At 68.7% G+C, this 26,085-nt stretch carries 23 protein-coding genes; 11 read left to right on the plus strand and 12 right to left on the minus strand.

Annotated elements, in window-relative coordinates:
• Positions 1 to 31 precede the first annotated feature (31 nt).
• From BLU38_RS24915 to BLU38_RS24925, 3 genes are all read left to right on the plus strand, one after another.
• Positions 32 to 1,489, plus strand: a complete 1,458-nt coding sequence (locus tag BLU38_RS24915) for a hypothetical protein (protein ID WP_091528595.1) — start codon at positions 32 to 34, stop codon at positions 1,487 to 1,489.
• Positions 1,490 to 1,534: 45 nt separating this feature from the next.
• Entirely contained in the window at positions 1,535 to 3,025 is a 1,491-nt protein-coding gene (locus BLU38_RS24920) for a hypothetical protein (protein ID WP_157683694.1), read from the plus strand.
• 223 nt (positions 3,026 to 3,248) lie between these two features.
• Positions 3,249 to 4,298, plus strand: a complete 1,050-nt coding sequence (locus BLU38_RS24925; protein ID WP_231920027.1) for a PHP domain-containing protein — start codon at positions 3,249 to 3,251, stop codon at positions 4,296 to 4,298.
• 27 nt (positions 4,299 to 4,325) lie between these two features.
• Here BLU38_RS24925 and BLU38_RS32110 read toward each other — a convergent pair whose 3' ends face one another.
• From BLU38_RS32110 to BLU38_RS24940, 3 genes are all read right to left on the minus strand, one after another.
• Positions 4,326 to 5,165, minus strand: a complete 840-nt coding sequence (locus BLU38_RS32110; protein WP_157683695.1) for a hypothetical protein — start codon at positions 5,163 to 5,165, stop codon at positions 4,326 to 4,328.
• Between the two features lie 120 nt (positions 5,166 to 5,285).
• Entirely contained in the window at positions 5,286 to 6,374 is a 1,089-nt protein-coding gene (locus tag BLU38_RS24935) for a mandelate racemase/muconate lactonizing enzyme family protein (RefSeq protein WP_091528603.1), read from the minus strand.
• A 131-nt stretch (positions 6,375 to 6,505) separates the two neighbouring features.
• Complete coding sequence (locus BLU38_RS24940) at positions 6,506 to 6,673, minus strand: hypothetical protein (RefSeq protein WP_231920028.1); 168 nt, start codon at positions 6,671 to 6,673, stop codon at positions 6,506 to 6,508.
• Positions 6,674 to 6,754: 81 nt separating this feature from the next.
• Between BLU38_RS24940 and BLU38_RS24945 the strand changes: the two genes are divergently transcribed.
• A complete protein-coding gene (locus BLU38_RS24945) occupies positions 6,755 to 7,936 on the plus strand; it encodes a 4-hydroxybenzoate 3-monooxygenase (protein ID WP_197679852.1) in 1,182 nt (393 codons plus the stop codon).
• 20 nt (positions 7,937 to 7,956) lie between these two features.
• On the opposite strand, the gene aceE is transcribed toward BLU38_RS24945, so the two are convergent.
• Complete coding sequence (gene aceE / locus BLU38_RS24950; RefSeq protein WP_091528611.1) at positions 7,957 to 10,725, minus strand: pyruvate dehydrogenase (acetyl-transferring), homodimeric type; 2,769 nt, start codon at positions 10,723 to 10,725, stop codon at positions 7,957 to 7,959.
• Between the two features lie 446 nt (positions 10,726 to 11,171).
• On the opposite strand from aceE, the gene BLU38_RS24955 reads away from it, so the two are divergent.
• Entirely contained in the window at positions 11,172 to 11,597 is a 426-nt protein-coding gene (locus BLU38_RS24955; protein WP_091528613.1) for a DUF3052 domain-containing protein, read from the plus strand.
• A 16-nt stretch (positions 11,598 to 11,613) separates the two neighbouring features.
• Positions 11,614 to 12,075 carry a peroxiredoxin gene (locus tag BLU38_RS24960; protein ID WP_091528615.1) on the plus strand — a complete coding sequence of 154 codons (462 nt, stop codon included), beginning with the start codon at positions 11,614 to 11,616 and terminating at the stop codon, positions 12,073 to 12,075.
• Positions 12,076 to 12,099: 24 nt separating this feature from the next.
• Here BLU38_RS24960 and BLU38_RS32200 read toward each other — a convergent pair whose 3' ends face one another.
• Together BLU38_RS32200 and BLU38_RS24970 are read right to left on the minus strand one after the other, a co-directional pair.
• Positions 12,100 to 12,357, minus strand: a complete 258-nt coding sequence (locus BLU38_RS32200; RefSeq protein WP_091528617.1) for a Sec-independent protein translocase subunit TatA/TatB — start codon at positions 12,355 to 12,357, stop codon at positions 12,100 to 12,102.
• Positions 12,358 to 12,366: 9 nt separating this feature from the next.
• Positions 12,367 to 13,071 (minus strand): Pr6Pr family membrane protein, encoded by a 705-nt coding sequence (locus tag BLU38_RS24970; protein WP_091528620.1) that lies wholly within the window; start codon positions 13,069 to 13,071, stop codon positions 12,367 to 12,369.
• A gap of 128 nt (positions 13,072 to 13,199) precedes the next feature.
• Between BLU38_RS24970 and BLU38_RS24975 the strand changes: the two genes are divergently transcribed.
• The 4 genes from BLU38_RS24975 (at position 13,200) to BLU38_RS24990 (ending at position 17,488) form a co-directional block, all read left to right on the plus strand.
• The gene (locus BLU38_RS24975) at positions 13,200 to 14,243 is read left to right on the plus strand and encodes an L-idonate 5-dehydrogenase (RefSeq protein WP_091528622.1); all 1,044 of its coding nucleotides are present in this window, start codon (positions 13,200 to 13,202) and stop codon (positions 14,241 to 14,243) included.
• Between the two features lie 108 nt (positions 14,244 to 14,351).
• Positions 14,352 to 15,506, plus strand: coding sequence for an alpha-hydroxy acid oxidase (locus BLU38_RS24980; protein WP_231920029.1), 1,155 nt, complete (start codon positions 14,352 to 14,354; stop codon positions 15,504 to 15,506).
• A 13-nt stretch (positions 15,507 to 15,519) separates the two neighbouring features.
• On the plus strand, positions 15,520 to 17,019 hold the full coding sequence (locus BLU38_RS24985) for an amidohydrolase (RefSeq protein WP_157683696.1): 1,500 nt from the start codon (positions 15,520 to 15,522) through the stop codon (positions 17,017 to 17,019).
• 85 nt (positions 17,020 to 17,104) lie between these two features.
• Positions 17,105 to 17,488: a hypothetical protein gene (locus BLU38_RS24990; protein WP_091528631.1), complete on the plus strand. Its 384-nt coding sequence runs from the start codon at positions 17,105 to 17,107 to the stop codon at positions 17,486 to 17,488.
• Between the two features lie 22 nt (positions 17,489 to 17,510).
• On the opposite strand, the gene BLU38_RS24995 is transcribed toward BLU38_RS24990, so the two are convergent.
• Positions 17,511 to 18,224, minus strand: a complete 714-nt coding sequence (locus BLU38_RS24995) for a MerR family transcriptional regulator (protein WP_091528634.1) — start codon at positions 18,222 to 18,224, stop codon at positions 17,511 to 17,513.
• Between the two features lie 63 nt (positions 18,225 to 18,287).
• Here BLU38_RS24995 and BLU38_RS25000 point away from each other — a divergent pair, with 63 nt between their 5' ends.
• Positions 18,288 to 18,761: a DUF6194 family protein gene (locus BLU38_RS25000; RefSeq protein ID WP_091528637.1), complete on the plus strand. Its 474-nt coding sequence runs from the start codon at positions 18,288 to 18,290 to the stop codon at positions 18,759 to 18,761.
• Here BLU38_RS25000 and BLU38_RS25005 read toward each other — a convergent pair.
• The 5 genes from BLU38_RS25005 to BLU38_RS25025 are packed head-to-tail and all read right to left on the minus strand — an operon-like array spanning position 18,688 to position 26,079.
• A complete protein-coding gene (locus BLU38_RS25005; protein WP_091528639.1) occupies positions 18,688 to 19,956 on the minus strand; it encodes a vWA domain-containing protein in 1,269 nt (422 codons plus the stop codon). The two genes, BLU38_RS25000 and BLU38_RS25005, sit on opposite strands and share 74 nt — an antisense overlap.
• Complete coding sequence (locus BLU38_RS25010; RefSeq protein ID WP_091528641.1) at positions 19,953 to 22,154, minus strand: DUF5682 family protein; 2,202 nt, start codon at positions 22,152 to 22,154, stop codon at positions 19,953 to 19,955. The genes BLU38_RS25005 and BLU38_RS25010 overlap by 4 nt, the downstream gene beginning before the upstream one ends.
• Positions 22,155 to 22,160: 6 nt before the next feature.
• Positions 22,161 to 23,258: an ATP-binding protein gene (locus tag BLU38_RS25015; RefSeq protein ID WP_091528644.1), complete on the minus strand. Its 1,098-nt coding sequence runs from the start codon at positions 23,256 to 23,258 to the stop codon at positions 22,161 to 22,163.
• Entirely contained in the window at positions 23,255 to 24,733 is a 1,479-nt protein-coding gene (locus BLU38_RS25020; protein WP_091528646.1) for a DUF5691 domain-containing protein, read from the minus strand. The genes BLU38_RS25015 and BLU38_RS25020 overlap by 4 nt, the downstream gene beginning before the upstream one ends.
• Positions 24,730 to 26,079: an SWIM zinc finger family protein gene (locus BLU38_RS25025; protein ID WP_197679853.1), complete on the minus strand. Its 1,350-nt coding sequence runs from the start codon at positions 26,077 to 26,079 to the stop codon at positions 24,730 to 24,732. Before BLU38_RS25025 ends, BLU38_RS25020 begins: the two co-directional genes overlap by 4 nt.
• Positions 26,080 to 26,085 lie beyond the last annotated feature (6 nt).

The following is a 26,085-nucleotide window of genomic DNA, read 5'->3' on the forward strand; positions in this document are numbered from 1 at the left end:
AAGGTGAGCAGATCCCGCCCGAGGAGCCACCATGATCAACGCGAACCAGAACCGCGACAAGTCATCAACCCGCCACAGGCTGGCCGCCGCGGCGCTGGCATCCACTCTGGTGATCGCGGGATTGATCATCGGTGCTCCGCGGGCGGCCGCCGAACCGGAGTGCCTGCGCGCTTCGTACGACTTCGACGGGGACTACCGCACCGACCCGGTGATCGGTGCCCCGGGCGCCAGTGGCCGCAGCGGCACGGTCCAGGTCCGGATCACCAACGAGGACAGGGAAAAGGTCGTCCGGCTCCAAGGGCCCAACGGTTTCGGCTCCTCGGTCGGCCAACTGTCGTCCTACGTCAATGAGGGCGATGATCGGCTCTGCAGCCAACTCGTGGTCGGCAGCCCGCAGGAGACGGTCGACGGCAAGGCCGCAGCGGGCGCCGTCTATGTCTACGCCTGGGACGGTGACGAGTTCGTCCAACGGGGCCGGTACACCCAAGGACATGACGGTGTACCGGGGACCGCTCAGGCCGGCGCCCGTTTCGGCGCAACGGTGGCGTCAGCGACCCGACTGCACGACGAGGTCGATCCGCGGTCACGCCGGCTGTACGTCGGGGCGCCCGGGCAGGACGTCTCGTCGGTTGCCGATGCCGGCAGTGTCACCTCCTTCCGGCTCGGGACCGCGGACCGTCCCGCAGCCGAGGACGGCAAGATCATCAGCTACGCCAGCGCCGGCGTTCCTGGTGCACCGACGCCGCACGGTGCCCTCGGGGCGGCGCTCTCGGTCAGCCACGGCGTGGTGGCGATCGGCGCTCCCGGACAGGCGGTCGGCGGTGTGGCCGCGGGCGCGGCACTGATCATGGCCGAGGACGATGCCGCGCCGTTCGCGCCGCGTCAGCTGAGTCAGTCGACCTCCGGCGTGCCGGGCAGTTCGGAGCGCGGTGATCGGTTCGGGGCGGCGATCGAGCTGGCCGGCCAGGAGGGTGATGCGGTGATCCCGTTGGTCGTCGGAGTCCCGGGTGAGGATCTCTCGTCGGTAGCCGATGCCGGATCGGCGGTGAATGTTCCGATCCGCATCGACAGTGGCGCGCCGGTGCCGGTGAGCACCGGATGGAACCAGGATTCCTCGGATCTGGCGGGCACAGCCGAAGCCGGTGACGCGTTCGGTTCGGCGATCACCTCGGTGCTGATCGGAGACAACTGGGAGTTCATCATCGGGATTCCCGGCGAGGACATCAACGGTCACCGCGATGCGGGCATGGTCCAGGTGATCGGTGACGACGACTTCGGTCTGAGTCAGTCCAGCTCAGGCATCCCGGGCGGCAACGAGAACGGTGACCGGTTCGGTGCAGCGCTGGCCGGTGGCGTGATCGGGGTGCCTGGCGAGAACGCCGGATCGGGCGCCGTGATCTACCGCGGTCCTGCCGGCGACTCCGACCCGGTCCGCTGGCTCGCACCGAGCACGAACGCCGACCGGTACGGATCCGCTGTCGCGCCCTGAGCCTGGCCCTAGAGTGATCTCAACACTTCACCCCCAGGAGTGGTCATGATCGACGACGATCGCCGTGAACGGCACCCGGTGACCGGCAGCCACGGTGCGGCGCGCCGCCGATGGCGGGTCCTGCTGACCGCTGCGATGCTGTCCGTCGGCCTGTCCGTCGGCGTCCCGCAGGCGGCGGCCGCGACGGGTTGCCGCAGCAGCGACGACATCAGCGGTGACGGCAAGCCCGACGTCGCGGTCGGCCTGCCGCAGTTGCCGGACGTGGTCTACTCGGTCGGCAGCTACCTCAAGGTGTACCGGAGTGAGGACGACACGCGGGACACGATCCACAGCACCGTGCCGGGCTTCGGGTCATCGCTGACCTACTTGTCCAGCTATCAGGACAGCAACTCCGAACTCTGCAGTCTGATCGCGGTCGGCAGTCCGAACGAGACCGTCGACGGGGTCGAGGAGGCCGGCGCCGTCTACATCTACGGGATGACCGGTTCGGGCACGCTCGAGGAGTTCGGCCGGTTCGCCCCCGGCATCGCGGGCGTACCGGGTACGCCGCAGCCGGGTGCCCACTTCGGGGCAGCGGTGGCGTCGACGCCGCGCGACGCCGACGAAGGCGAACGGGGATCCGAACGCCTCTACATCGGTGCGCCGGGTGCGGTTGTCGGCGGCGTCGGCGGTGCCGGGTCGGTGACGTCGTTCCGGATCCGCGGCGGGGACGGCAACCAGACCGCCGCGGACGCCAGGACCATCAGCTACGCGACGGCCGGCGTCGCCGGTGCGCCGTCGCCGAAGGCCGGGTTCGGGACGTCGATCAGTGTTGATCAAGGAATCGTGGCGATCGGAGCACCGGGGCAGACATCGTCCGGAGTGGCCGACGCCGGCACCGTGCTGGTGCTGTCCGATCAAGGACGATTTGATCCGCACTCGTTGAGTCAGGCTCGGACCGGCTTCCCGGGCACGGCGGAATCCGGTGACCGTTTCGGATGGTCGGTGCATGTGACGCCGCCGGCCGATGCCGCAGGTCCGCGGCTGCTGATCGGCGCGCCGGACGAGGGCATCGACGGGCTCCGGCACGCCGGCACGGTGGCCGTGGTGCCGCTGTCCCGATCGACCGGTCGTCCGAACGGCACCATCATCAATTGGGATCAGGACTCGTACGGCATGACCGGGCAGGTGGAGGAGGGGGACCGGTTGGGCTGGGCGGTGACCTCGGCCGTGCTCGGTGATCGGCTGGAACTGATCGTCGGGGCACCGGAGGAGGAGATCAAGTCGGCGTATGCCACTGGGGTGGTGCAGACGATCGGTACCGGCAAGGGCTGGAATCAGGCGACGGCCGGGATGCCGGGCTGGGTCGAGAACGGCGATCTCACCGGGGCCGCCCTCGCCGGCTCGTCCGCCGGGTTGGTGATCGGTGCACCGCACGAGAACGCCGGTCATGGGGCGGTCATCGTCGGTGTTCCCGGACTCGGTCCGACTCCGAGACTGCGACAGGCCGACCACAGTAGCCGGCAATACGCCTACGGCACCGCCGTCGCCTACTGACAGCACCGCCGGCCTTCGGTACCGGGTGATCATGATCAACAACAATCGGCCGGTCCGTCGGATGTCGCGGACCTGACGGGATGATCGGCATCCCCGATGGCGAGGCGAAACGGTACGGCTCCGTTCTGGCGCTGTAGCGCGGCCCCAGTAGAGTTTGATTCGGCGTCTGCGCTCGAAGCCGAATCGGGCCATCGGGAATCGGGCGCCACGGGAGGAGAAGCACGTGGACGGACCCGGGACCGGCAGCATCGGCGGCGACGACCACCCCGATGCGGTGGCGGCGCTGCGGGAGATCGGTTTCTGGCTGGAACGTTCCCGTGCCGACACCCATCGGGTCCGCGCTTATCGGCGGGCGGCCGACGCGGTCGAGGGACTGACCGGCGCGGAGCACGATGATCACCGTCGACGCGGCAGCTGGTCCGAGCTCGCCGGGGTCGGACCGAAGACCGCACAGGTGATCAGCCAGGCCGAGAGCGGCGTCGTACCCGATGCCTTGGCCAAGCTCCGTGGTTCCGCCAAGCCGCTGGCGACCGGCGGGGTCGAGCTGCGGTCGGCGGTGCGTGGCGATCTGCACCTGCACTCGGACTGGTCCGACGGTGGCAGCCCGCTGCGGGAGATGATGACGACCGCAATTGATCTTGGTCATCAGTACGCGGCGATCACTGATCATTCGCCGCGGCTCAAGGTCGCACGCGGACTGTCCGCCGAGCGGCTCCGCGAGCAGCTGGAGGTGATCAGCGAACTTGATCAAGACCTGGCGCCGTTCCGGGTACTGCGGGGGATCGAGGTCGACATCCTGACCGACGGTGGACTCGATCAGACCAAGGACCTGCTGGCCGAGCTGGATGTGGTGGTCGCCAGCGTGCACTCCGAGCTCCGCTCGGATTCGGAGTCGATGACCCATCGGATGGTGGCCGCCATCGCCAACCCTCAGGTCAGCATTCTCGGCCACTGCACCGGTCGGTTGGTCGAGGGCGAGCGAGGGACCAGACCGCAGTCGGTGTTCGACGCCGAGGTCGTCTTCGAAGCCTGCAAGCAGTTCGACACCGCGGTGGAGATCAACTCCCGGCCCGAACGGCAGGACCCGCCGGACGACCTGATGCGACTGGCGTACGAGACCGGATGCCTGTTCTCCATCGACACCGACGCCCACGCACCGGGCCAACTCGACTTCCTGGCCTACGGCTGCGAACGCGCAGCCGCCGTGGGCATCGAGCCGGATCGCATCATCAACACCTGGCCGGTCGATCGGCTGCTGGAGTGGTGCGAGTGACCCTGATTCGCCGACCGACAGTGTCGGTCACGGGTAGGAACTGAACGAAACCGACTCCGAGATCTGGTGCAGGTTGCCGACGTCGAGCACGAACGGCTGGTCACAGGTGATCGTGTAACCGGTCGAGGTCTTCGACGGATGTCCGTCCGCGGTGTCGTGACAGGTGGTCGTGTACGCGTCGAGCAGTTGATCGGCGATCTCGCTGTGCTCGCCGAATGCGGCCTTCAGCGCCGTGCCGACAGCCGCATCCGCGACCAGCCGCGCGTCGGCGGGTGTTACCTCGCGATCGGTCGTGACTCCCTTACGGACGGCCACGGATGCGCTGATCTCGTCGAGCTTGCGCTTCGGGTCGTTGCTGAGGTTGGTCCAGGTGACTTCCTGCTGCCAGTTGAACTTCCGTTCCGGGTAGTAGTGCGCGACGCTGCAGCTTCCGATCTCCCGCTGCTTGCCGACCTTCGGCACCTTGTCACCGCGCTGGTAGCACTTCCACCCGAAGTCGCGCGACTTCTCGGTTCTGAAGTACGTCCTCAGGTGGTGGGAATTGACGACCCGGTCGTCGAAGCACATCGGTTGCGGACGGCCGGTCCTGCACGGTACCGGCGCGCCGAGGGGGCCGGCGGACGGGGACGGTGCGGTGGTCGTGGCGGACTCTCGGTCGGTCGGGGCGGTCGGTGGCCTGGTCGTCGCACTGCCGTTGCTGCCGGGCGTAGGGGGCAGCGGTGCCGGTGCGGCCGCGCGTAGCGGACCGAACCGGGCGAACGTGAGGATCAACAGCACCGCGGCTCCGATCACGGCGATACTCGCGATCGTGCCGATAACGACCAACCCGACCCGCCTCCCGGATCGAGGTCGCTCTGGATGGGACACCAGATCTCCTCAGCTCGACTGCCCTCGGCAGTAGTTCAGCGAGAGGAGGCTACTCAGCCGTAGGCCGACCGGGCTCGGCATTCGGCCCAGGTCGAATCGGAGGGACGTCTTCAGCGCGTGCTACCGCGTTCGGCGGTCGTCGATCGCGTCCCAGTCCCAGGCGATGCCGATGCCGGGCCGATCCGGAGCCAACGCATGTCCGTCGACGATCTCGACCTCTTCGGTGGTGATCGCCCGCAGCTGCGGGATGTGTTCGACGTAGCGGCCGTTGGGCACCGCGGCGACCAGGCTGACGTGCAACTCCATCAGGAAGTGCGGGCAGACGTCGACGTGATGAGCCTCGGCCAGATGGGCGACCTTCAGCCACGGGGTGATGCCGCCGATCCGCGCGACGTCGGGTTGGACGACATGGGCGGCATCGCGTTGCAGATAATCCCGGAACTGCCCGATCGAGTACAACGATTCACCGACCGCCACCGGGATCGAGGTGCTGGCGGCGAGACGGACGTGACCGCTGACATCGTCGGCCGGCAACGGTTCCTCGAACCAACCCAAGCCCACTGCCTCGTACGCCGCCGCCCGGCGGACCGCCTCGGCGCCGGTCATCGACTGATTGGCATCGACCATGATCGGGAACTCGGCACCGACGGCATCCCGGACCGCCTGCAGCCGGGCGAGGTCCTCGGTCACCGACGGCTTGCCGACCTTGATCTTGACCCCGTGCCAGCCGGCGCGCTGAGAGGCGGAGGCGCCGGCGACCAACTCGTCCGTCGCCAGATGCAACCAGCCGCCCTCGGTGTCATACAGCGGTATCGCCTGCCGATAACCGCCGGCCAGGCACCACAGCGGCTGTCCGGCAGCAAGACAGCGGAGGTCCCACAGCGCGGTGTCGACGGCGGCGAGTGCCAGCGAGGTGATCGCGCCGACCGTGGTGGCATGGGTACTGTCGTGCAACCGCCGCCACAAGGCTTCGACGCAGCGTGGATCTTCGCCGATCAGCAACGGCAGCAGACTCTCCTGCAGCAGCGAGACGACCGCCGGTCCGCCGGTCCCGATGGTGTAGGAGTAGCCCGTCCCGATCAGGCCGTCGTCGGTGCTCAGTCGTACCAGAATCGTTTCCTGCTTGACAAAACTCTGCGTCGCGTCGGTCCGCACGGTCTCGACCTCGAGGTCGGCCAGGATCACCTCGGCGCTATTGATCACGGGCATCGCAAGCTCCTCTCACGCTCCGGATACTATCCATTCCCCCGGTGCCGGCCACAAGATCATCTCCCAGAGGATCGCCGGAGTTGACCGAGCAGATCGTTGTTGAGCGGCCGATTCCACGACACATTGCTCGGTCAGGTCGGGTTGCCGCGCCCGCGGCCGGCCCGGAGTGCGCTGAGGCCGAGGACGTTCTGCAGGAACAGGGATGTGAAGTACCACATCGCGACCGCGACACCGCCGAACAGCAGCAACGAGACACTGCCGACCGCGACTCGCGGCAGCCGGAACAGTCGCAGCGGCATCAATGGTCGACCCGCCACCCGGGTTTCGGCGAGGACTGAAGTCGACAGGCCGCGGGCACGGCCCCTGCCATGATCAGCACCATGACCGGATCGGTCGTGATCATCGGCGCCGGCCCGGCCGGACTGACGGTCGGGAACATCCTCCGCGCGGCCGGCATCGACTGCGTGATCCTGGAGGCCGGGTCCCGGGCCTTCATCGAGCAGCGGCCGCGGGCCGGCGTCCTGGAGGAGTGTGTCGTCCGCGGCCTCGAACGACGTGGGCTGGCGGCCGATCTGCTCCGCCACGCCGTACGGCAGACGACCTGCGAGTTCCGGGTCGAGGGGGAGCGACTGCGCTTCGATTTCGGTGAGCTGACCGGCCAACACCACTGGGTCTATCCGCAGCCGCGGCTGGTGACCGACCTGGTCGCCGAGTACGCCGACGTCCGCGGCGGCGAGATCGTCTTCGGCGTTGCCGATGTCGAGCTCACGGGTACCGACACCGCCGATCCGCAGGTGAGCTACACCGACGCTGAGACCGGCCGACGGCGGCTCCTGCGCTGCGACTTCGTTGCCGGCTGCGACGGGGCCCAGGGCGTGACACGGCACGCGCTGCCGTCACGGGCCGGCATCGCGCGACACGATTACGGTGTCGGGTGGCTGGCCCTGCTCGCCGAGGTGCCGCCGTCCAACGACTGTGCGGTCTTCGGCCTGCACCCGAGCGGGTTCGCCGGGCACATGGCCCGGAGCGCGACGATGACCCGCTACTACCTGGAGTGCCTACCCGACGACGATCCGGCGGACTGGTCGCACCGCCGGGTCTGGGCGGAGTTGCAGCAGCGCCTCGCTGCGCAGGGTGCCGCGCCGCTCGCCGAGGGCAGGCTGATCGAGAAGCGCGTGCTCCCGATGCGTAACTTCGTGGTCCGGCCGATGGCGTACGGTCGGCTCTTCCTGGCCGGTGACGCGGCCCATCTGACAGCCCCGATCGCCGCCAAGGGCATGAATCTCGCCCTGCACGACGCGTTCGCGCTCGGCGACGCGCTCGTCGGCCGGCTGGCCGGGGGAGACGAGTCCGCGCTCGCCGACTACTCGGCGCGGTGCCTGCGCAGGGTCTGGGACTACCAGGAATTCTCCGGCTGGCTGTCGGAGGTGTTCCACGGACCGTCGTCCGGCGACTCCCATCACGCGGGAACCGCGTTGTCCCGGCTCCGTCGGCTGTTCAGCTCACCGACCGCCGCGGCTGCCTTCGCCGAGCAATATCTGGGCATCACGGCCGGTGGCTGAACCCTTCAGCGTCAACCCGGTCAGGCTCCGGCGCCCTCCTGGTGCACACCCGCGGTGGCGGTCGGATCGTTCAGCTCGTACTTCTTGAACGCTGTGGCGACAGCGGCCGGGTCGTACTTGCCGTCCCGGGCCAGGGCAGCCAGGGTGCCGACCACGATCGACTGGGCGTCGACCTGGAAATAGCGGCGGGCGCCGGCGCGGGTGTCGGCGATGCCGAAGCCGTCGGCGCCGAGGCTGAACCAGCTGTTCGGCACCCAGCCCTGGATCTGGTCCTGAACGGCGTGCATGTAGTCGCTGACTGCGACGACCGGACCGGAGGTGCCCTCCAGGGCTCGGGTCACGTACGCCGTCTGCTGGTCCTCGCCCGGATGGGTGAAGTTGTGGTGATCAGCGGCCAGCGCATCGCGGCGCAACTCGTTCCAGGAGGTGACCGACCAGATGTCGGCTGCCACACCCCACTCCTCGGCGAGCATCCGCTGAGCATCGATCGCTGCCGGCATCGCGACACCGGAGGCCAGGATCTGCGCGGTCGGATGCTCACCCTCGCCCTGCACCTCGGGGGCGTAGCTGAAGTGGTAGAGCCCCTTCAGGATCGCCTGCGGGTCAAGATCATCGGGCGGACCGGGCTGAGCAACCGGCTCGTTGTAGACGGTGAGGTAGTAGATCACGTCCTCGCCGCCCGGATGATCCTCGTCGGAGTAGCCGTACATCCGATGCAGGCCGTCCTTGACGATCTGGGCGATCTCGAAACCGAACGCCGGGTCGTAGTGCACGATTGCCGGGTTGGTCGAGGCCAGCAACGGCGAATGCCCGTCCGCGTGCTGGGTGCCCTCACCGGTCAGCGTGGTACGACCGGCCGTGGCGCCGATCAGGAAGCCGCGGGACATCTGGTCCGCAGCCGCCCAGATCGAGTCACCGGTCCGCTGGAAGCCGAACATCGAGTAGAAGATGTAGAACGGGATCATCGGTTCGCCATGGGTGGCATACGACGATCCGGCCGCGGTGAAGGAGCCGAGCGCGCCGGCCTCGGAGATGCCCTCGTGCAGCAGCTGACCCTTCGGACCTTCCTTCCAGGACAGCAGCAGCTTGCGGTCGACCGACTCGTAGCTCTGATCGTGCGGCGAGTAGATCTTGGCGGTCGGGAACATCGAGTCCATGCCGAAGGTGCGGAACTCGTCCGGTGCGATCGGCACGATCCGCTGGCCGATCTCCGGGTCCTTCATCAGGTCACGGAGCAACCGGACCAGTGCCTGGGTGGTGGCCACCTTGGCCGAGCCGGCCGACTTCATCAGCGGGGTGTAGACCTCGTCGCCGGGCAGCTTGACGATCTTGGGCTTCGGTTGGCGTTCGGGCAGGTAACCGCCCAGCGCCTCCCGCCGCTCGTGCATGTACTTCATCTCCGGCGAGTCCTCACCCGGATGGAAGTACGGCGGATCGTACGGATCGGTCAGTTGATCATCGTCGATCGGCAGGTAGAGCCGATCCCGGAACGCCTTCAGGTCGTCGACCGAGAGCTTCTTCATCTGGTGGGTCGCGTTGCGGGCCTCCAGAGCGTCGATGGTCCAGCCCTTGACCGTCTGGGCCAGGATCACCGTCGGCTGTCCGACGTGTTCGGTCGCGGCCTTGAAGGCCGCGTACACCTTGCGGTAGTCGTGGCCGCCGCGGCCGAGCCGACGAAGATCATCGTCGGTGTAGTTCTGCACCATCGACTGCAACTCGGGGGAGTCGAAGAAGTTCTGCCGGATGTAGGCGCCGTCCTCGACCGAGTAGGTCTGGAACTGGCCGTCCGGCGTGGTGTTCATCTTGTTCACCAGGGTGCCGTTGACGTCGGCATGCAGCAGCGGATCCCAGTCCCGGCTCCAGAGCACCTTGATCACGTTCCAGCCGGCGCCGAGGAAGACCGACTCCAGTTCCTGGACGATCTTGCCGTTGCCGAGCACCGGGCCGTCCAGCTGCTGCAGGTTGCAGTTGATCACCCAGGTCAGGTTGTCCAGCTCTTCGCGGGCGGCCCGGCTGATCGCCCCCAGCGACTCCGGTTCGCCCATCTCGCCGTCGCCGAGGAAGGCCCAGACCCGCTGCTGCGAGGTGTCCTTGATGCCGCGGTTGTGCAGGTAGCGGTTGAACCGCGCCTGGTAGATCGAGTTGATCCCGGTCAGGCCCATCGAGACCGTCGGGAACTCCCAGAAGTCCGGCATGATCCGCGGGTGCGGGTAGGACGTCACTGACCGTCCGGCGCCCCGGGAGGCGTCCTGCCGGAAGCCGTCCAGATGATCGGTGGTCAGCCGGCCTTCGAGGAAGGCCCGGGAGTAGATGCCGGGGGAGGCGTGGCCCTGGAAGTAGATCTGGTCGCCGCCGCCGGGATGGTTCTTGCCCCGGAAGAAGTGGTTGAAGCCGACCTCGTACAGGCTGGCCACGCTCTGATAGGTGGCGATGTGACCGCCGACCTCCAGGCCCTTGCGGTTGGCCTTGGACACCATGATCGCGGCGTTCCACCGGATGAAGGCCCGGATCCGCCGTTCGATCAGCTCGTCACCGGGGAACTCCGGCTCCAACTCGGTGGAGATGGTGTTGATGTAATCACTGCTGCGCAGGGCCGGCACGCCGACCTGACGCTCCCGAGCGTGCTCCAACAGCTTGAGCATGATGAAGCGGGCACGATGCTTGCCGTCGGAGTCCAGCAGCCCGTCCAAGGATTCCAGCCACTCGGCGGTCTCCTCCGGATCGGTGTCCGGGATCTGGCTGGGCAGGCCTTCAGCAGTGATGGCTGGAAGCTTTCCAGGACTGGCCATCGAGGCTCCTCACGTGTTGCAGCAGGGGTGGTGCTGCTTCTCTTCTTGTCGTGCTCGGGTTGTCGTCGGGGGTCCGGCCCGCCGTCGGTGCATATCCGCGATGCCTTCCGGCTGATGCGTCGGACGGCATTTTGTGAACATTGCGTCCACCCATCCTGTCACCTCGCTCCACACGGGCGCAGCGGGACCTGCTTTACGCTCGTCCAGATGCTGGCGCAGATCATCGATACCGGCGGTATCGAACGTCGTCCGGGCGGCTGAGGAGGGCAAACGCTGCGTTACGACACGGCAACGGCCGCGCTCAAACTTTCCCCTGAGGGTCAAGCTCTGGCAGTCTGGCGGATCAAGGACGTGTGATCGGCACGCGATCGCACGACCGGCCGGCCCATCACGGTACGGCCAGACGAGTCCTTGCCGGAGGGCGGGACGAGGGAACTGGAGGTGTTGTGAGCTCGACCGCACGGCCCGAGGGAACGTCGTCGGCTGTTTCCAGGCTCGGTTTCAAATCTGGGCAGATCGTGCAGGAACTGGGATGGGACGAGGACGTCGACGAATCTCTCCGTCAAGAGGTCGAGGACGCCATCGACGGCGAACTCGTCGAAGAGGCGATGGAGCCGGTCGACGTCGTCCTGCTCTGGTGGCGCGATGAGGACGGCGACATCATCGATGGACTGTTCGACGCCATCACCGACCTGAACGACACCGGATACGTCTGGCTGTTGACACCCAAGGTCGGCCGGGAAGGCTTCGTCGACGCCACCGACCTGAACGAGGGTGCCGTCACCGCCGGGTTGACCCTGACCTCCACCGTCCCGGTCTCGGCGGGCTGGACGGCCAGCAAGCTGGTGCCGCCGAAGGGCCCCCGGCGTTGACCCCAGGGCCCAGACGTTGACCTCGGAGCCGCTGTCGCTCGGTGCGGCTGCGCCGGACTTCAGCCTGCAGGACCAGCACGGCCAGACGATCAGTCGGGCCGACCTGCTCGGTGCGCCGGCGGTGCTGGTCTTCTATCCGTACGCGTTCAGCGGCATCTGCAGCTCCGAGCTCGGTCAGCTGCAGACGTCAATGCCCGACTTCACCGCCGCCGGGACGCGGGTGCTGGCGATCTCGGTGGACACGATCTTTGCGTTACGCACCTTCGCCGACCAGCTCGGGCTGGGGTTCTCGCTGTTGAGTGATTTCTGGCCCCACGGCGCCGTCGCTCGAGCCTTCGGCGTGTTCGACGAGGAACGCGGCTGTGCGGTCCGTGGCTCGTTCGTGCTGGACGCCGACGGCGTGGTCCGCTGGTCGGTGTGCAACGAGATCGGTGCCGCTCGCGACATCGGCGAGCACCTGCGCGCCGTCAGCAGCTGAACCGGAACCGGGCCCGGACGGGCGCTATCGGGTCGGCCGCTGACCGGTGTCGGCAGAGCGCTCCGCGGGGACGGCAGGGTGCTCCGCGGGGACGGCAGGGCGCTCCGCGAGGTCGGCCGTCGTCGATGAGTCCGGGATACCGGTCTCGTCCTTGAATTCCTTGATCGCCCGACCGGCGCTCTTGCCCAGTCCGGCAAGCCTGCTGCCGCCGAACAGCACCAGCACGACGGCGAGGATGATCAACAGTTCGGAGGGGCCAATGTCGAGCGCGAGAGGAGCCACACGCGCATCCTAGGTTTCCTTGCTGAGACCAACCGGAGAGGAATCAGAGCCCTTCGGCAGCATCGGCAACCGGTCGACGACTTTCATGATCAACAGCAACAGCACCGCCAGCACGACGATCACCGCGAGATTGCGAGCGGTCGCCGCCGCACCGATCACCGCGACGTCCAGGAACGGATACGGGTACCAGTCGGTGATCGCGCCGCGGATCAGGGTGTAGACGATCCAGGCGATCGGCCAGACCATCGACAGCAGCAGTGTCCGCCAGCCGATCCGCGGGCGTGGGCCGAAGATCAGCCAGCCGATCAGCGCGACCGGTGGCGTGATGTAGTGCAGCCCGGCATTGACCGCGGCGTGGATGCCGGTCGGGTCCATCAGCGGGCGGAGCACGGTCACGTAGACGATGCCGGTGATCACGATCCCGAGCAGTCCGGTCAGCCGGATCACCTGCCACCAGGCCCCGTTGCCACGGCCGCGGCCGAGGTCGGGGTCGATCAGCAGTCGGATCGCCGCGACCAGCACCAGGATGTTGGACTGAATGGTGAAGAAGCTGAACAGATTCACCAGCCGACTGGACAGCGGCAGGCCGGCAGTGCTGGCGCCGGAGTTGACGTCGACGCTGCCGATCAGAACCAGCCAGGTCTGAGCGATCAGGGACGCGCCGGTGATCAGGACGTTCACCGCGTGCCAGATCCGCGCCGCTGTCGATGCCATGGAGGTCCATTCTGCCCAATCGGACGGCGGGGCCGGTGGCGGGACGCCGAATCGGTGCCGCGACAATGACTCCGGGCCGGTGCGATTCAGCGCCGGTCGGATCGGACGGACGAGAGTGAGGACGAGCCATGTTGGCGTGTGTCATCGAGGGGGCGGGGCGGCTGCAGGTCGCCGAGCGGCCGACCCCGCAACCGGCTGCCGGCGAGGTGGCGGTGGACATCACGTACGGCGGTGTGTGCGGCTCGGATCTGCACTACTACCACGACGGCGCTGCCGGCGAATTCGCGATCCGGGAGCCGCTGACCGTCGGCCACGAGGTGGTCGGCAGGGTGGGTGCGCTCGGCACCGGCGTGACCGGTCTGCAGGTCGGCCAGTCGGTCGCGGTGCATCCGGCCAAGGTCTGCGGTGAATGCGTCGAATGCACCTCCGGCGAGCCCCAGCTCTGCGCCAAGAGTCAGTACCTCGGGTCGGCTGCGCATTTTCCGCACATCCAGGGTGGCTTCACCGAGCGGTTGGTGGTCGACGCCGAGCGTGCAGTGCCGCTGCCGCCGGGGATGACGCTGCGGCGGGCAGCACTGAGCGAGCCGTTCAGCGTCGCCTATCACGCCGTCAAACGAGCAGGCGACATCGCCGGTAGGACCGTGTTGGTCACCGGCGCCGGGCCGATCGGTTGCCTTGCGGTCGCCGCCGCCAAGCAGGCCGGGGCCGGCACCGTGTACGCGTCCGACCTGACCGATCAGGCGCTGGCCCAGGCCGGGCAGATGGGCGCCGACGTGCTGCTGCGCGCCGATCGGACCGAGGACGGCTCCTGGCCGGAACAGGTCGACGTCGCGATCGAGGCGTCGGGTTCCGGGCCGGGGCTGAACAGCTGCATCCGTACGGTCCGTCGGGCCGGGCTGATCGTCCAGGTCGGCATCCTGCCGCCCGGGATGACCTCGATCCTCGGCAACGCCCTGGTGAACAAGGAGATCCGGTTGCGCGGATCGTGGCGCTTCCACACCGAGTTCGCCGAGGCGATCGACCTGCTGGCGACCACGATCGATCCCGAGCCACTGATCTCCCACGAATTCGCGCTGGCCGACGCGCAGCAGGCGTTCGACACCGCCAGCGACCGTTCGGCGGCCTGCAAGGTGCTGTTGCGGATCGGTGCTGATCCGGAACGGGGGAACTGAGCGATGCCGCGCAAGACCAGGCTCCCCGGCGTATCCCCGGTCCCGGTGACTCGTCGCCGACCCCGCTGGTCGGAGGTTCGGCAGAACATCCAGTTCCGGTCGGCGAGTGTGAACCCGACGCAGCGTCGACTGGACAATGCCCTGACCATCGACGACCTGCGCAAGGCCGCGCGGCGGACGACGCCGTTGTCGGTCTTCGACTATGTCGACGGTGCGGCGGAGTCCGAGGTCACCGCGGACCGGAACGTGCAGGCCTTCCGCGACCTCACCTTCCACCCCGATGCGCTGCACCCGGTGGCCGACCCGGAGCTCGAGGTCGAGGTGTTCGGTCGCCGATGGGCGCTGCCGCTCGGCTTCGGCGCGACCGGCTACACCCGGATGATGCACCACCACGGCGAAGCCGCGGTGGCCCGGGTGGCGCAGGCCGTCGGCATCCCGTACGGGCTGTCGACCGTCGGCAACACCACTGTCGAGGACGTCCGGGCCGCCGCACCCGAGGTCGACCTGTGGTTCCAGCTGTATCCGACCTCTCAGGAGATCAACGCCGAACTGATCCGTCGCGCCCAAAACGCCGGCTGCTCGACGATCGTGTTGACCTGCGACACCGCGGTCTCCGGCAAACGGTTCCGGGACGATCGCAACGGACTGACCATCCCGCCGACCCTGCGGCCGGCGACGATCGTCGACATGGCGCGGCATCCGTCCTGGTGGGTCAACAAGCTGACCACCGAGCAGGTTTCGTTTGCCTCGTTGAAGTTCCTGGAGTCCAAGTACAAGTTCAACGAGATCGCCGACCGCGTCTTCGACTCCAATCTCAGCCTGGACAGCCTGGACTGGATCCGGGAGCAGTGGAAGGGACAGCTGCTGGTCAAGGGCATCCTGTCCGCCGAGGGCGCCGCGGAAGCGGTCGAGCACGGCGCCGACGGGGTGGTGCTGTCCAACCACGGCGGCCGGCAGTTGGACCGGACGCCGGCGCCGATCACGCTGGTGCCACAGGTCCGCAAGGCGCTGGGCGACCAGGTACCGATCCTGGTCGACAGCGGGATCCGCAACGGCCAGGACATCGCGGCGGCCCGGGCCCTGGGCGCCGATGCAGCGCTGGTCGGTCGGGCCTACCTGTACGGGATCATGGCCGGTGGCCAGGACGGTGTCGCCCGCGCCTACGAAATCCTGAGCACCGAATACCGCCGAGCGATGCAGTTGCTCGGGGTCCGCCGCTCGATCGACCTGGCAGCACGGCACGTGTCGCTGCCCGATACGTGAAGCGAGTGGGCTGGTGACGGGCGGCAACTGGCTGATCGACGTCCGTCGACCGGGTGCGGACCGACGGCTCGACGTCCGGATCGCCGACGGCGTGGTGGCCCAGATCGTTGATCATGACGAAGTCGATCATGACGGTGTGCGGTACGACGCCGGCGGGCGATGGCTGGTCCCCGGTCTGTACGACGGCCACGCCCACCTCACCCAGTATGCGATCCAGCAGAGCCGGATCGACCTGTCGACGGCGACATCTGCCGCGCACGCCGTCGACCTGGTGGCTGCTGCAGCGGCCACCGCACCGCAAGCCGGCGGATCGGATTCCGACGAACCGCTGATCGGCGCCCGGTTCCGTGACGGGCTGTGGCCCGAGCCGCTGCACAAGGACCTGCTCGATCGTCGGTTCGGACGCCGCCCGGTGATCATGATCAGCGCCGATCTGCACTGTGGTTGGGCGAACAGCGCCGGGATCGCACTGCTGGGACACCCGGGCCACCCGACCGGAGTGCTCAAGGAGGAGGTCTGGTTCGAGGCCCTGATGCGGCTGCCGCAGCCGAGCGAGCAACGCACCGATGCCCTGGTCGAGGAGGTCGTCGGCTCGGCCGTCCGGCGTGGTCTGGTGGGCCTGCGCGACTTCGAGTTCGCCGACAACCTCACCGTCTGGGAACGACGTCAGCATTTCGGGCGGACGCCGATCCGGGTCGACTGCGCGGTGCTGGCGCCGGAGCTGTCCGATGCAACCACCCGTGGATTGACGTCCGGTCAGCAGTTGCCGGGCAGCGACGGTCTGCTCACCCTCGGCCCGGTCAAGGTGTTCGTCGACGGCTCGCTGAACACCCGGACTGCGTTGTGCCACGACCGGTATCCCGGCACCGACGGCCACGGTGAGACCGTTCTCGATCATGAGGCCCTGTCCGAGATCATGCGGCAGGCCCAGCGGCGGAAGTTGATCATGGCGGTACACGCGATCGGTGACCTCGCCAATACGATCGCGCTGGACTGTTTCGAACGGACCGGCGCCGGCGGCAGCATCGAACACGCCCAGCTGGTCGCCGACGACGACCTCGGCCGCTACGCCGTCCTCGGTGTCACCGCCAGCATGCAACCCTGGCACGCGATCGACGACTGGCAGGTCGCGGACCGCTACTGGGCAGGACGTACCGGACGGGCCTTCCCGTTTGCGGCACTGGTCGACGCCGGCGCCATGATCGAATTCGGTTCCGACGCGCCGGTTGCGCCGCTCGATCCCTGGCGGGCGATCGCCGCAGCCGTCGATCGGGAGTCGATCATCGGCCACCCCTGGCACCCCGAACAACAGCTGTCGGTTGCCGATGCGTTGCGCTTCTCGACCCGCGGGCGCGGCATCGTACGCGCCGGGCAACCGGCGGACCTGGTGCTGCTCGACGCCGACCCGTACACACTGGCCGCGCCGGAGTTGATCACTGTCGGTGTGCACGCCACGGCCGTCGCCGGGCACTGGCTGCACGGGCCGTCGGCCCTGGTCGACTGCTTGCCGTGAACCGTCGGTGATCATCACCGGTCGAACGGGAAGGCGTTACAGCTGTCATACCGTTGCCTGACCCGCCGGGGTTAGCCTCGCTGGCGTGTCAGCAACAACCTCACGCCCTGTCCTGTTGGTCGGCTTCGACCCGACGACTGTTCCGAATGTCGACGCCGAGCAGGTGAACACCGCGCTGCGGATCGGCCGCGACAGGTTCGCCGGCTCCGGTCTGGAACCGACGGAATGCCTGGTGTCGTTGGACGAATCGGCCGTCGGTGAGATCACCGCAGCACTGGCCGAGCGCGCCTACGACTGCGTCGTCGTCGTCGGCGGCGGGATCCGTAAGCCCGAGCCGCTGCTGGAGCTCTTCGAGACCGTGGTGAATCTGATCAGACGGCACGCGCCGCAGGCCGTGATCGCCTTCAACTCCAATCCCACCGACAGCTGCGACGCAGCACAGCGGGCGATGGCCAACGCCGCCGACTGACCGGGCTGCGTCGGCGAGCAGCTCAGTCGAGGGGGAGGATCTGGCTCAGTGCCGCGCTGCCGGCCAGCAGGGATCGGGAGCGACGGGTGATCGACTCCTCTCTGTCGGCCAGGATCGCTTCGAGGCCGGCGGCGGAGCCGTGCAGCGTTCGGAGTTGTTCCAGCGTCGCGCGGGCAGCATCGATCGGGTAGCCGGCCGAGCGCAGCTGCTGGACGATGCGCGCGTCGCGGACCTGCTCGGGCGTAAACCGGCGCCGCCCCCGAGGGTCGCGCTCCGCAGTCAGCAGCCCGGCCGCCTCCCAATGCCGCAGTGCAGAGGTCCGCATCCCGAGCGCGTCGGCGAGCTCGGCGATCGTCAGATCATCGGCCGGCCGCACATCGCCGATCGGCTCGCTGCCGATCTGGGCCGCCGCATGTCGCGCCAGCGCAAGATCGCCGCGCTCGGTGTCGAGCCGGGCGTGGGCTGCATCGAGCATCGCCAGCACCGCGGCCGCGGGGCCGTTGTGTACTGCTCGGAGCAACCGCTTGGCCTGCACCGGGCCGATGCCGGCGGCCAGCCCCCGATAGGCGAGGGCACACTGCAGATGACGCTCGTGGTAGATCCGGTAGCCGTTGTCGGAACGTTCGGCCGGTGGCAGCACCCCGTCGCGTTCGAGGTTGCGGACCTGTTGCACCGAATAGTCGGCACGGCGGGCCAGATGAGCGGTCCGCATCCGGGCCGAGTTGAGGGTTGGCACGGTCCGCCCTTCCCGAGCTGCGGGGCAAAGCCTCCACATGCACTTCAATGGAACGCTGGAACCATGACGATAGCCGAGATCATCACCATGCTGCAGGAGTTGGACGGCACGCTCGTCTGGCGACCCGGGCCGGGCGACGGCAGCCCGGAGATCGCCTGGGGTGACGTGTTCTGCTACTACGCACCGGACCAGGTGGTGCCGGCGACCGGGCAGCCGTTCGCCACCATCGTGGTCAAGGACTATCCCGGCGATGACCGGTCCCGGCTCGATCGGCCGGACACCTTCCGGGTCAATGTCGCCGCCGGCCGGCAGGAGTTCATCGACCGGCTGGGACGACAGCCGAGGGACGCCGAACCGCCGGGCACCGATCCGAGCCGAAGCGACACCGTGATGGCCCATCCGGTCTACGGCGAACTCGGCTGGCTCGCCGTCGTCAATCCCGGCCGGCGCACCGAGGCCGACGTCAGGGCGCTGATCCGGAAGGCCCATTCCTCGGCGCGGAACCGCTGGCAGCGTCGGACGGTGCCGCGACACTGATGTCGTTGTCGGCGGCCCAGCCGGCGATGTCGCGGCGATCGATCGCGGCAGCCATCAGGTCACCGAACAGGTCGGGAGTGCAGGCAAAGGCAGGCACTCCGAGCTCGGACAGTGCCACCGCATGGCCGGCGTCGTAGGACGGCGCCCCGCTGTCGCTGAGCGCCAACAGCGTGATCATGGTCGCACCGGAGTCGATGATCTGTTTCGACCGATGCAGCATCTCCTCGGCGATGCCGCCCTCGTACAGGTCGCTGATCAAGATCAACACGGTCTCCTCGGGCCGGTCGATCAGCCCCTGGCAGTAGGCCAGTGCCCGGTTGATGTCGGTGCCGCCGCCGAGCTGCACACCGAACAGCACCTCCACCGGATCCTCCGACTCCTCGGTCAGGTCGACCACCTCGGTGTCGAAAACGATCATGCTGGTGGCCACGGTCCGCAGCGAGGCCAGGACCGCGCCGAAGACCGAGGCGTACACGATCGACTCCGCCATCGAGCCGGACTGGTCGATGCAGAGGATGATCCGGCGTTGCACCTGTTGAGTACGGCGGGCATGGCCGATCAGCCGTTCCGGAACGACCGTGCGGTACTCGGGCAGATAGTGCTGCAGGTTGGCAGCGATCGTCTTGCCCCAATCGATGTCGGCGTGCCGGGGTCGGCGGGTCTTCGCCGCGCGGTTCAGGGCTCCGGAAACCGCCTGCACGGTGGCTGCGGCCAGCCGTCGTTCCAGGTCGTCGGTGACCTGCCGGACGACCCGGCGTGCCGTCGAGCGACTGTGTTCGGGGATCACCCGGTTGAGCCCGATCAGCGTGGAGACCAGGCCGATGTCGGGCTGCACCGCCTCCAGCATCTCCGGCTCGGTCAGCAACCGGTGCAGGCCGAGCCGCTGCATCGCATCGGTCTGCATCACCTGGACCACCGAGCTGGGGAAGTAACCTCGGATGTCACCGAGCCAGCGCGCGACCCGGGGTGCCGAGGCGCCGAGTCCGCCGCGCCGGTTGCCGTCGTAGAGCTCGGACAACGCGCGATCGCGGATCCGGTCGTCGTCGCTGAGCTCGAGGTCGTCGCCGGCGGCGCTGCCGGATTCGATGTCGGTGGTGGTCAGGCCGTCAGCGTCGCCGCCGCCCAGCACCAGCCTCCAGCGGGTCAACCGTTCCCGTTCCGTCGGATCGGCCGCGTGCTGATCGTCGGATGTCATGCCACCTCCAGGCCGAGCAGGTCGCCGACCCGCCGGACGACCGGCCAGGCACGTTCGACGTCGATCATGCTCTCCGCGGCGGGGGAGTCGGAGGTCCGGTCCCGTCGCGACAGGTGATGGCCGAGTTGGCGTCGTTCGGCGGGTTCGAAACGGGCAAAGGTCCGGCGGAGCAACGGCACCAGGTCGTCGAAGCTCGCCTCGTCGATGTCGGCCACCCAGTCGTCGATCATGGTCAGTAGTTGTTGATCATGGAGCAACAGCAGTGCATCGCCGTCCAGGAAGCCTTCCAGCCAGGCCGCGCCCGCGGCCGCCGGAACGGCGCGGGACAGTCGCCGGCTGAGCCGCAGGGCGCACTCCTCGGCGGACACCGCACCCGAATCGGTCAGGATCCGGTTCAGCCGTCCTCCGATCAGCCCGTGTACCCGGTCGTCGGCCGCCACCAGCTCCAGCGCCGGTTGCCATGCCTGATCACCGATCCCGCTCAACGCGACACCACGGTGCGCGGCGTCGATCGCCTCCCGCAAGGTTGCTGCGGCGTCGTCGTCAACCGACCCGCAGGCGGCGCGCAGGCCGATCGCCGCTCGGGTCACGACCGACTCCAGGACGCCGCCGACCAGGCTGGTGTCGGCCTGTCGGACGTCGCCGTAGCGGTGCACCCGGGCCAACGGTTCGATCGCTCCGAGCAGGGTCAGCGTGTCGTGCTGCTGGGCGGTCTGCTCGGCCAGCGCCGACGTGACCGCGGTCAGGGCCCGTGGCAGCTCGGCCAGCAACGCCTCCTCGATCAACGTCGCGAGGATGGCCAGGTCGGCGGATCGGGCGCGTTCGGCGACGCGATTCTCCGTTGCGTCCAGCACTGTCGTCCCGTACAGCCCCGCCTCGACCAGGCCGACGGCGAATTCGGGTGTCCACTCCAGACGCCAGGCCTCCTTGAACGTGCCGGTACTGCCGCCGGCGTCGATCTGTCGGCCCCAGTCGATGCCCAACAGTCGCAACCGGTGCAGCAGCAGCGATCGGTCGCGTTGGCTGTCCTTGCGGAGGTCGAGCATGATGTCGGTCGGCGTCGCCGACGGCTTCATCCGGAGCCGTCGCTGGAGCCGGGTCAGGTCCTGGGCCAGAGGGACCAGCGGTGCCGAGTCGGGCACCCGGCCGAGCTCTTCGCCGACGACCAGCGTCCGGTCGATCAGTTGGAGCGGGATCGCGGAGCCGCCACACAGCACCGCCTGGCTGGCGTGGGTCAGTTCCGCGAGACCGACCGACGGTCGGCCACGGATGGCGGCCAGCGCATCGGCCAGCCGGACGGCGTCGACGACGGTGGCCGGAGCCGCGTCGAGTCCTTGATCACGCAGCGTCCGGGCCACCCGGGTGAGCCAGCTCGGGACCACCTCCTCGGCACGTCCGGATTCCCAACAGCTGAAGAGATGGGCATACCAGCCGGGTGCGGTGATGCCGGCGCCGTATCCGCTGGAGGTCGCCAGTCGGCCGGCCGTCCAGGGTGCCCAGGTTGCCGTGACCTTGGTCCGCGGCAGCTTGGTCAGCAGCCGGTTGTCCGAGGTCGCTGTGGGGAAACTGTCCGGCACCAGGACGGGAGCATGATAGGCGCCGCAGACGACCACCACGGATTCGCGGCCGGCACGTAGCTCGGCGCGGATGATCTTGCGCATCGCGGCTTCCCGGCGCAACGTCTCCGGATCCGGGGACTGCTCGGCGTCCTGCTCCCGAATCACCGCCATCGCCTCGCCGATCAGCGAGAACCGTTGCAGGGTTGAGGATGCGCGGTGCTCGACCGCGTCCTCCCACCAGCGTTCCGGGTCGTCGTATCCCGCCGCGGCGGCCAACCGTCCGATCGGATCCGAGCCAGGGTGTTGCCGACGGTCGGTCATGGCCAGGAAGTTGGTCGCCGGCAGATCGGCGAACCGTACGTCGGCGCTGTTGCCGATCGCCCAGCGCAGCGCGACCCATTCGGGGCTGAAGGACGCAAACGGATAGAACGACGCCCGGTGCGGTTCGTCGGTGACGTAGATCAGCGCCGCGACCGGCGGCACCAGATCGGGATCGGCGGCCAGCGACAGCAGGCCGTCCAGCTCCGGTGGTCCTTCGATGATCACCAGGTCCGGTCGCAACTCGTCCAACGCCTGCAGCACCGAACGCGCCGACCCGGGACCGTGGTGCCTGATCCCCAGTACCTCGACCGTCGCCATCGATGATCAGCTCAGTTCGCGGCAGGCACGGTACAGGTCGGCCCAGTCGTCACGGTCCTTGACCACGGTGTCCAGATACTCCTGCCAGACGATCCTGTCCTGCACCGGATCCTTGATCACGGCGCCGATCAGGCCGGCGGCCACGTCGACCGCGCGGATCCTCCCGTCGCCGAAATGGGCTGCCAGGGCGACACCGTTGGTCATCACCGAGATCGCCTCGGCGGTGGACAGGGTGGCGGTCGGCGACTTGACGGTGGTCCGTCGATCCAGGGTGTGGCCGTCCCGCAGCTCGCGGAAGATCGTCACCACCCGCTCGATCTGCGCGGCGTCGTCCAGTTCGGCCGGGAGCTGCAGCGAGTGTCCGATCGAGACCACGCGCTGGCGGACGATCTGCACCTCCGACTCCAGCGTGTCGGGCAACGGCAGCACCACGGTGTTGAATCGCCGCTTCAGCGCCGAGGAGAGATCGTTGACGCCCTTGTCCCGGCTGTTGGCGGTGGCGATCACGTTGAAGCCCTGCAGAGCCTGGACCTCATCGTCCAGTTCCGGGATCGGCAGCGTCTTCTCCGACAGGATGGAGATCAGCGCATCCTGCACGTCGGCCGGGATCCGGGTCAGCTCCTCGACCCGGGCCAGAGCTCCGGTCTGCATCGCTCGCATCACCGGGCTGGGCACCATGGCGTCCCGGCTCGGCCCCTCGGCAAGCAGTCGGGCGTAGTTCCAGCCGTAGCGCAGGGACTCCTCCGGAGTGCCGGCGGTGCCCTGGACCAGCAGGGTGGAGTCGCCGCTGATCGCGGCGGCGAGATGTTCACTGACCCAGGTCTTGGCCGTACCCGGGACGCCGAGCAGCAGCAGGGCGCGGTCGGTGGCCAGCGAGGCGACCGCGATCTCGATCAGCCGCCGGTCGCCGACGTACTTGGCGCTGATCACGGTGCCGTCGGGGAGTTCGGCGCCGAGCAGATAGCTGGTCACCGCCCAGGGCGAAAGCTGCCAGCGCGGTGGCCGCGGTCGGTCGTCGGTGGCTGCGAGCGCGCTCAGTTCGGCGGCGTAGGCGTCCTCGGCGTGTGCTCGCAGCAGTTCGGGTCCGGTGCCGGCCTCGGTCATCTCAACGCCTCCGTGATCTCGGTGGTCAGGGTCAGGTACTGGGTCAGTCGGCCGGCTGCCTCGCGGGCCGCGAAGTCGCCGGCCCCGGTGGCCAGTTCGGTCAGCCGGCCCAGGGCGGCGGGGTGCAGGCCGTGAGCCATCGGATCGAGCAGCTCCGACAGCCGACCCTTCAACCGGGTCACGGTGTCGATCGCCGCTCGGCTGAAGTCCGGGCCCCATGGTGCCGGCGCGGATTCGATCATGGTCCGGACCTTCGCCCCTGTCGTCAGCCGGGCAACCGCAGCGGCCGCCAACGGGTCCCACTCCTTCAGCGGCAACAGTCGATACAGCTCGGGAATGTCGGCCTGTGGCGCGATCGCCCGCGCCCATCGACGATCGTTCCGGGCCAGCACGGCGGCAACGATGCCGTGCCGGGCGTCGTCGTCGGTGATCATCGCCCAGCTGTGGGCCGGGTCGCGGCCTGTCACGGTGGTCCACACGGTGAGCGGGGCGCCGGCCGCGAGTCGTTCCAGCCAGTAGCCGCGTTCGGAACGCCGGGTCGGGGGTCGGCCGAGCCCGTCCCGGACGCCGACATCGGTCGGAGTGGTCGGCAGATCGATGATCAACCTCTGATCGGACGCCCCGGGCTCGGCCAGCAGCGGGGTCAACCGCTCGGCCATCCGCTGTGCCCGTGCCGATCCGGGAAGTCCGTCCAACAGTCGTGCGGCGGTCGCTCGGACCAGCATCGACCGGTCGTCAAGTCCCTGCTCCAGAAGGGATTCGTCGTCCGGTCCGAGATTGATCCTCAGGCAGTTCAGCAGCGTCGCCCGATCCTGGGCGCCGTCGGTCGGCAGGGTGCAGGCGATCAGGTCCCGGACGGCGGCCGGGTCCCGCTCTCGCAGTCGACGGACGGCCTGGACCCGCTCCGCTGTGCTCTGCCGGGCCCACTGCTGCGGGTCGATCGGGGCGTCCGGATCCTGCAACAACCAGCCCCACTCGGGTTGCAGTCCGCCGAGCCAGCGGCCGCGAGCGTCGGCGGTGATCTTGACCAGTGGCTGCAGTGCGGTGTCCCGCCGGGCGAGCTCGATCACGGTCGGCAGCCAGCGATGCGGGATCCGATGATCGGATGCCGCCGCGGCGGTCAACCAGTGCTGCAGCAGTCGCCGTTGCAGTCGTGGGCCGGCAGGGGACTGGCTGATGATCAACTCCAGCAGCTGACGGGCCCGTGGGTTCGGTTCGGTCCGCCGGTCGGGGTCGGCCGGCGTCGTACGGTCGCCGGGCCCGTCGACCGTGCCGGCCTCGGGATGTCGGCCGGCCCGGGTCAGTGCGGCACCGAGCGCGGCGGCGTCCAGCAGGGCGATCTCCGGTGTCGCGGCGGGGCGGGACGGCATTCCGGGCGGGACCGGCGGCAATGGTCTGCGTCCGGTGCCGAACAGTGCGGCGGTGCTGACCTCGGCCCACCAGGAGCGGACGGCTTCGTCGGTCGGTCGGGTCATAGCGGGACCGGGCCCTCCTCGGTCTCGACGCAGAGCGGCCGGAACCGTTCGCGTTCGAGTTCGCCGAAGATCGTCACCGGCAGTCCGCCGGTCAGCGCCAGCAATGTCGGGGAGCCGTCGGTCAGGTCGATCCGCGCACCGTCGGCGTCGGTCAGTCGACCGGCGGTCTGCTCGTCGCGCCGTCGGCCGGTCTGCCGGAGCCCGACGGCCCCGTGCAGCAGGACGGGTGCTCGATCGGCCCACGGGTTGTGCTGCCAGATGGCGTTCAGCGCGGCCAGACCGCCGTCGATCGTGAGCCCCGGCCCGGCCCCGATCGGTCGCAGCGGCGCGGTCCGGTTCAGTGCTTCGGGCTCCTCGGCGAACAATGCCCGGCGCGGCGAGTGTCCGGGATAGCGGGCGAGTTCGGCGGACAGCACCGAGCCGGCCAGCCGGGCGATCGGGAGTGGCCGGCCCTGGGCTCCGAAGTCGAGGATCTGGACGATCTCACCGGACCGTTCACCGCGCAGCCAGGTGCGCTGCTGGGAGATGGCACCCTCGTCCTCGCTCCGATAGGCACCGAGCACCACCCAGTCGTCGGTGATCGCATCGCCGGCGCGGACGTCGTCGGTGCTGACATGCCAGCCCAGCACCACGCGCAGGTCGGCCCGGGTCGGCTCATCGAGCTCGTCGAAACGACGCCAGGCACGCACGGCCAGCCACCATCGACCGATCTCGAGGAACAGCCGGCTCGCTGCCTCGCCGCGTTCGGACTCCACACTCATCCGACGGACCCGTTCGGCCAGTCCCGGCAGTTGGGCGTCGACCAGCCGGGCCGCCGTCCGGTCCCACCAGTCGAGGGGTTGCCGGCCCGCCTCGGCCAACCCGCCGCGTACGAGATCGGTCAGCCAGCGGGCGAAATCCTCGATCCCGGCGCTCATCAGGGCCCGCCGATCGGCGATCCGCCTGGCCCGCGCGGCCGCGTCGACCGGCTTCTTGGCCCGGGCCTCCCGGTCGGCGTCGTCGGCGGCCCGCTGCGCCTTGGCACGAGCCCACTCGGGCACTCCATCACCGGCGCTCGGGGCGGCGGTGTCGTCGTCATCCTCCGATGCCGAGAATCGCAGCATCAACGCCAGAGCGTGCTTGCAGGGAAACTTCCGACTCGGACAGGAGCACCGATAGGTCGGGCCGGTGCTGTCGATGCTGACTTGGTAGGGCGTCGCGCCCGATCCTTGACACTTGCCCCAGACCAGGGTTGCCGTGCTGCCGACATCGGACCACGGCCCCGGCCCGGCCAGCCTGCGGGCAGCCGTCAAGGACGCGGCATCCGGGGCGGCCTTCTGCACCGCCCGCAGCGTCCAGCTCGGCATGGTGTG

It is taken from the genome of Microlunatus soli (genome assembly GCF_900105385.1).
In the GTDB taxonomy this organism is placed as follows: domain Bacteria; phylum Actinomycetota; class Actinomycetes; order Propionibacteriales; family Propionibacteriaceae; genus Microlunatus; species Microlunatus soli.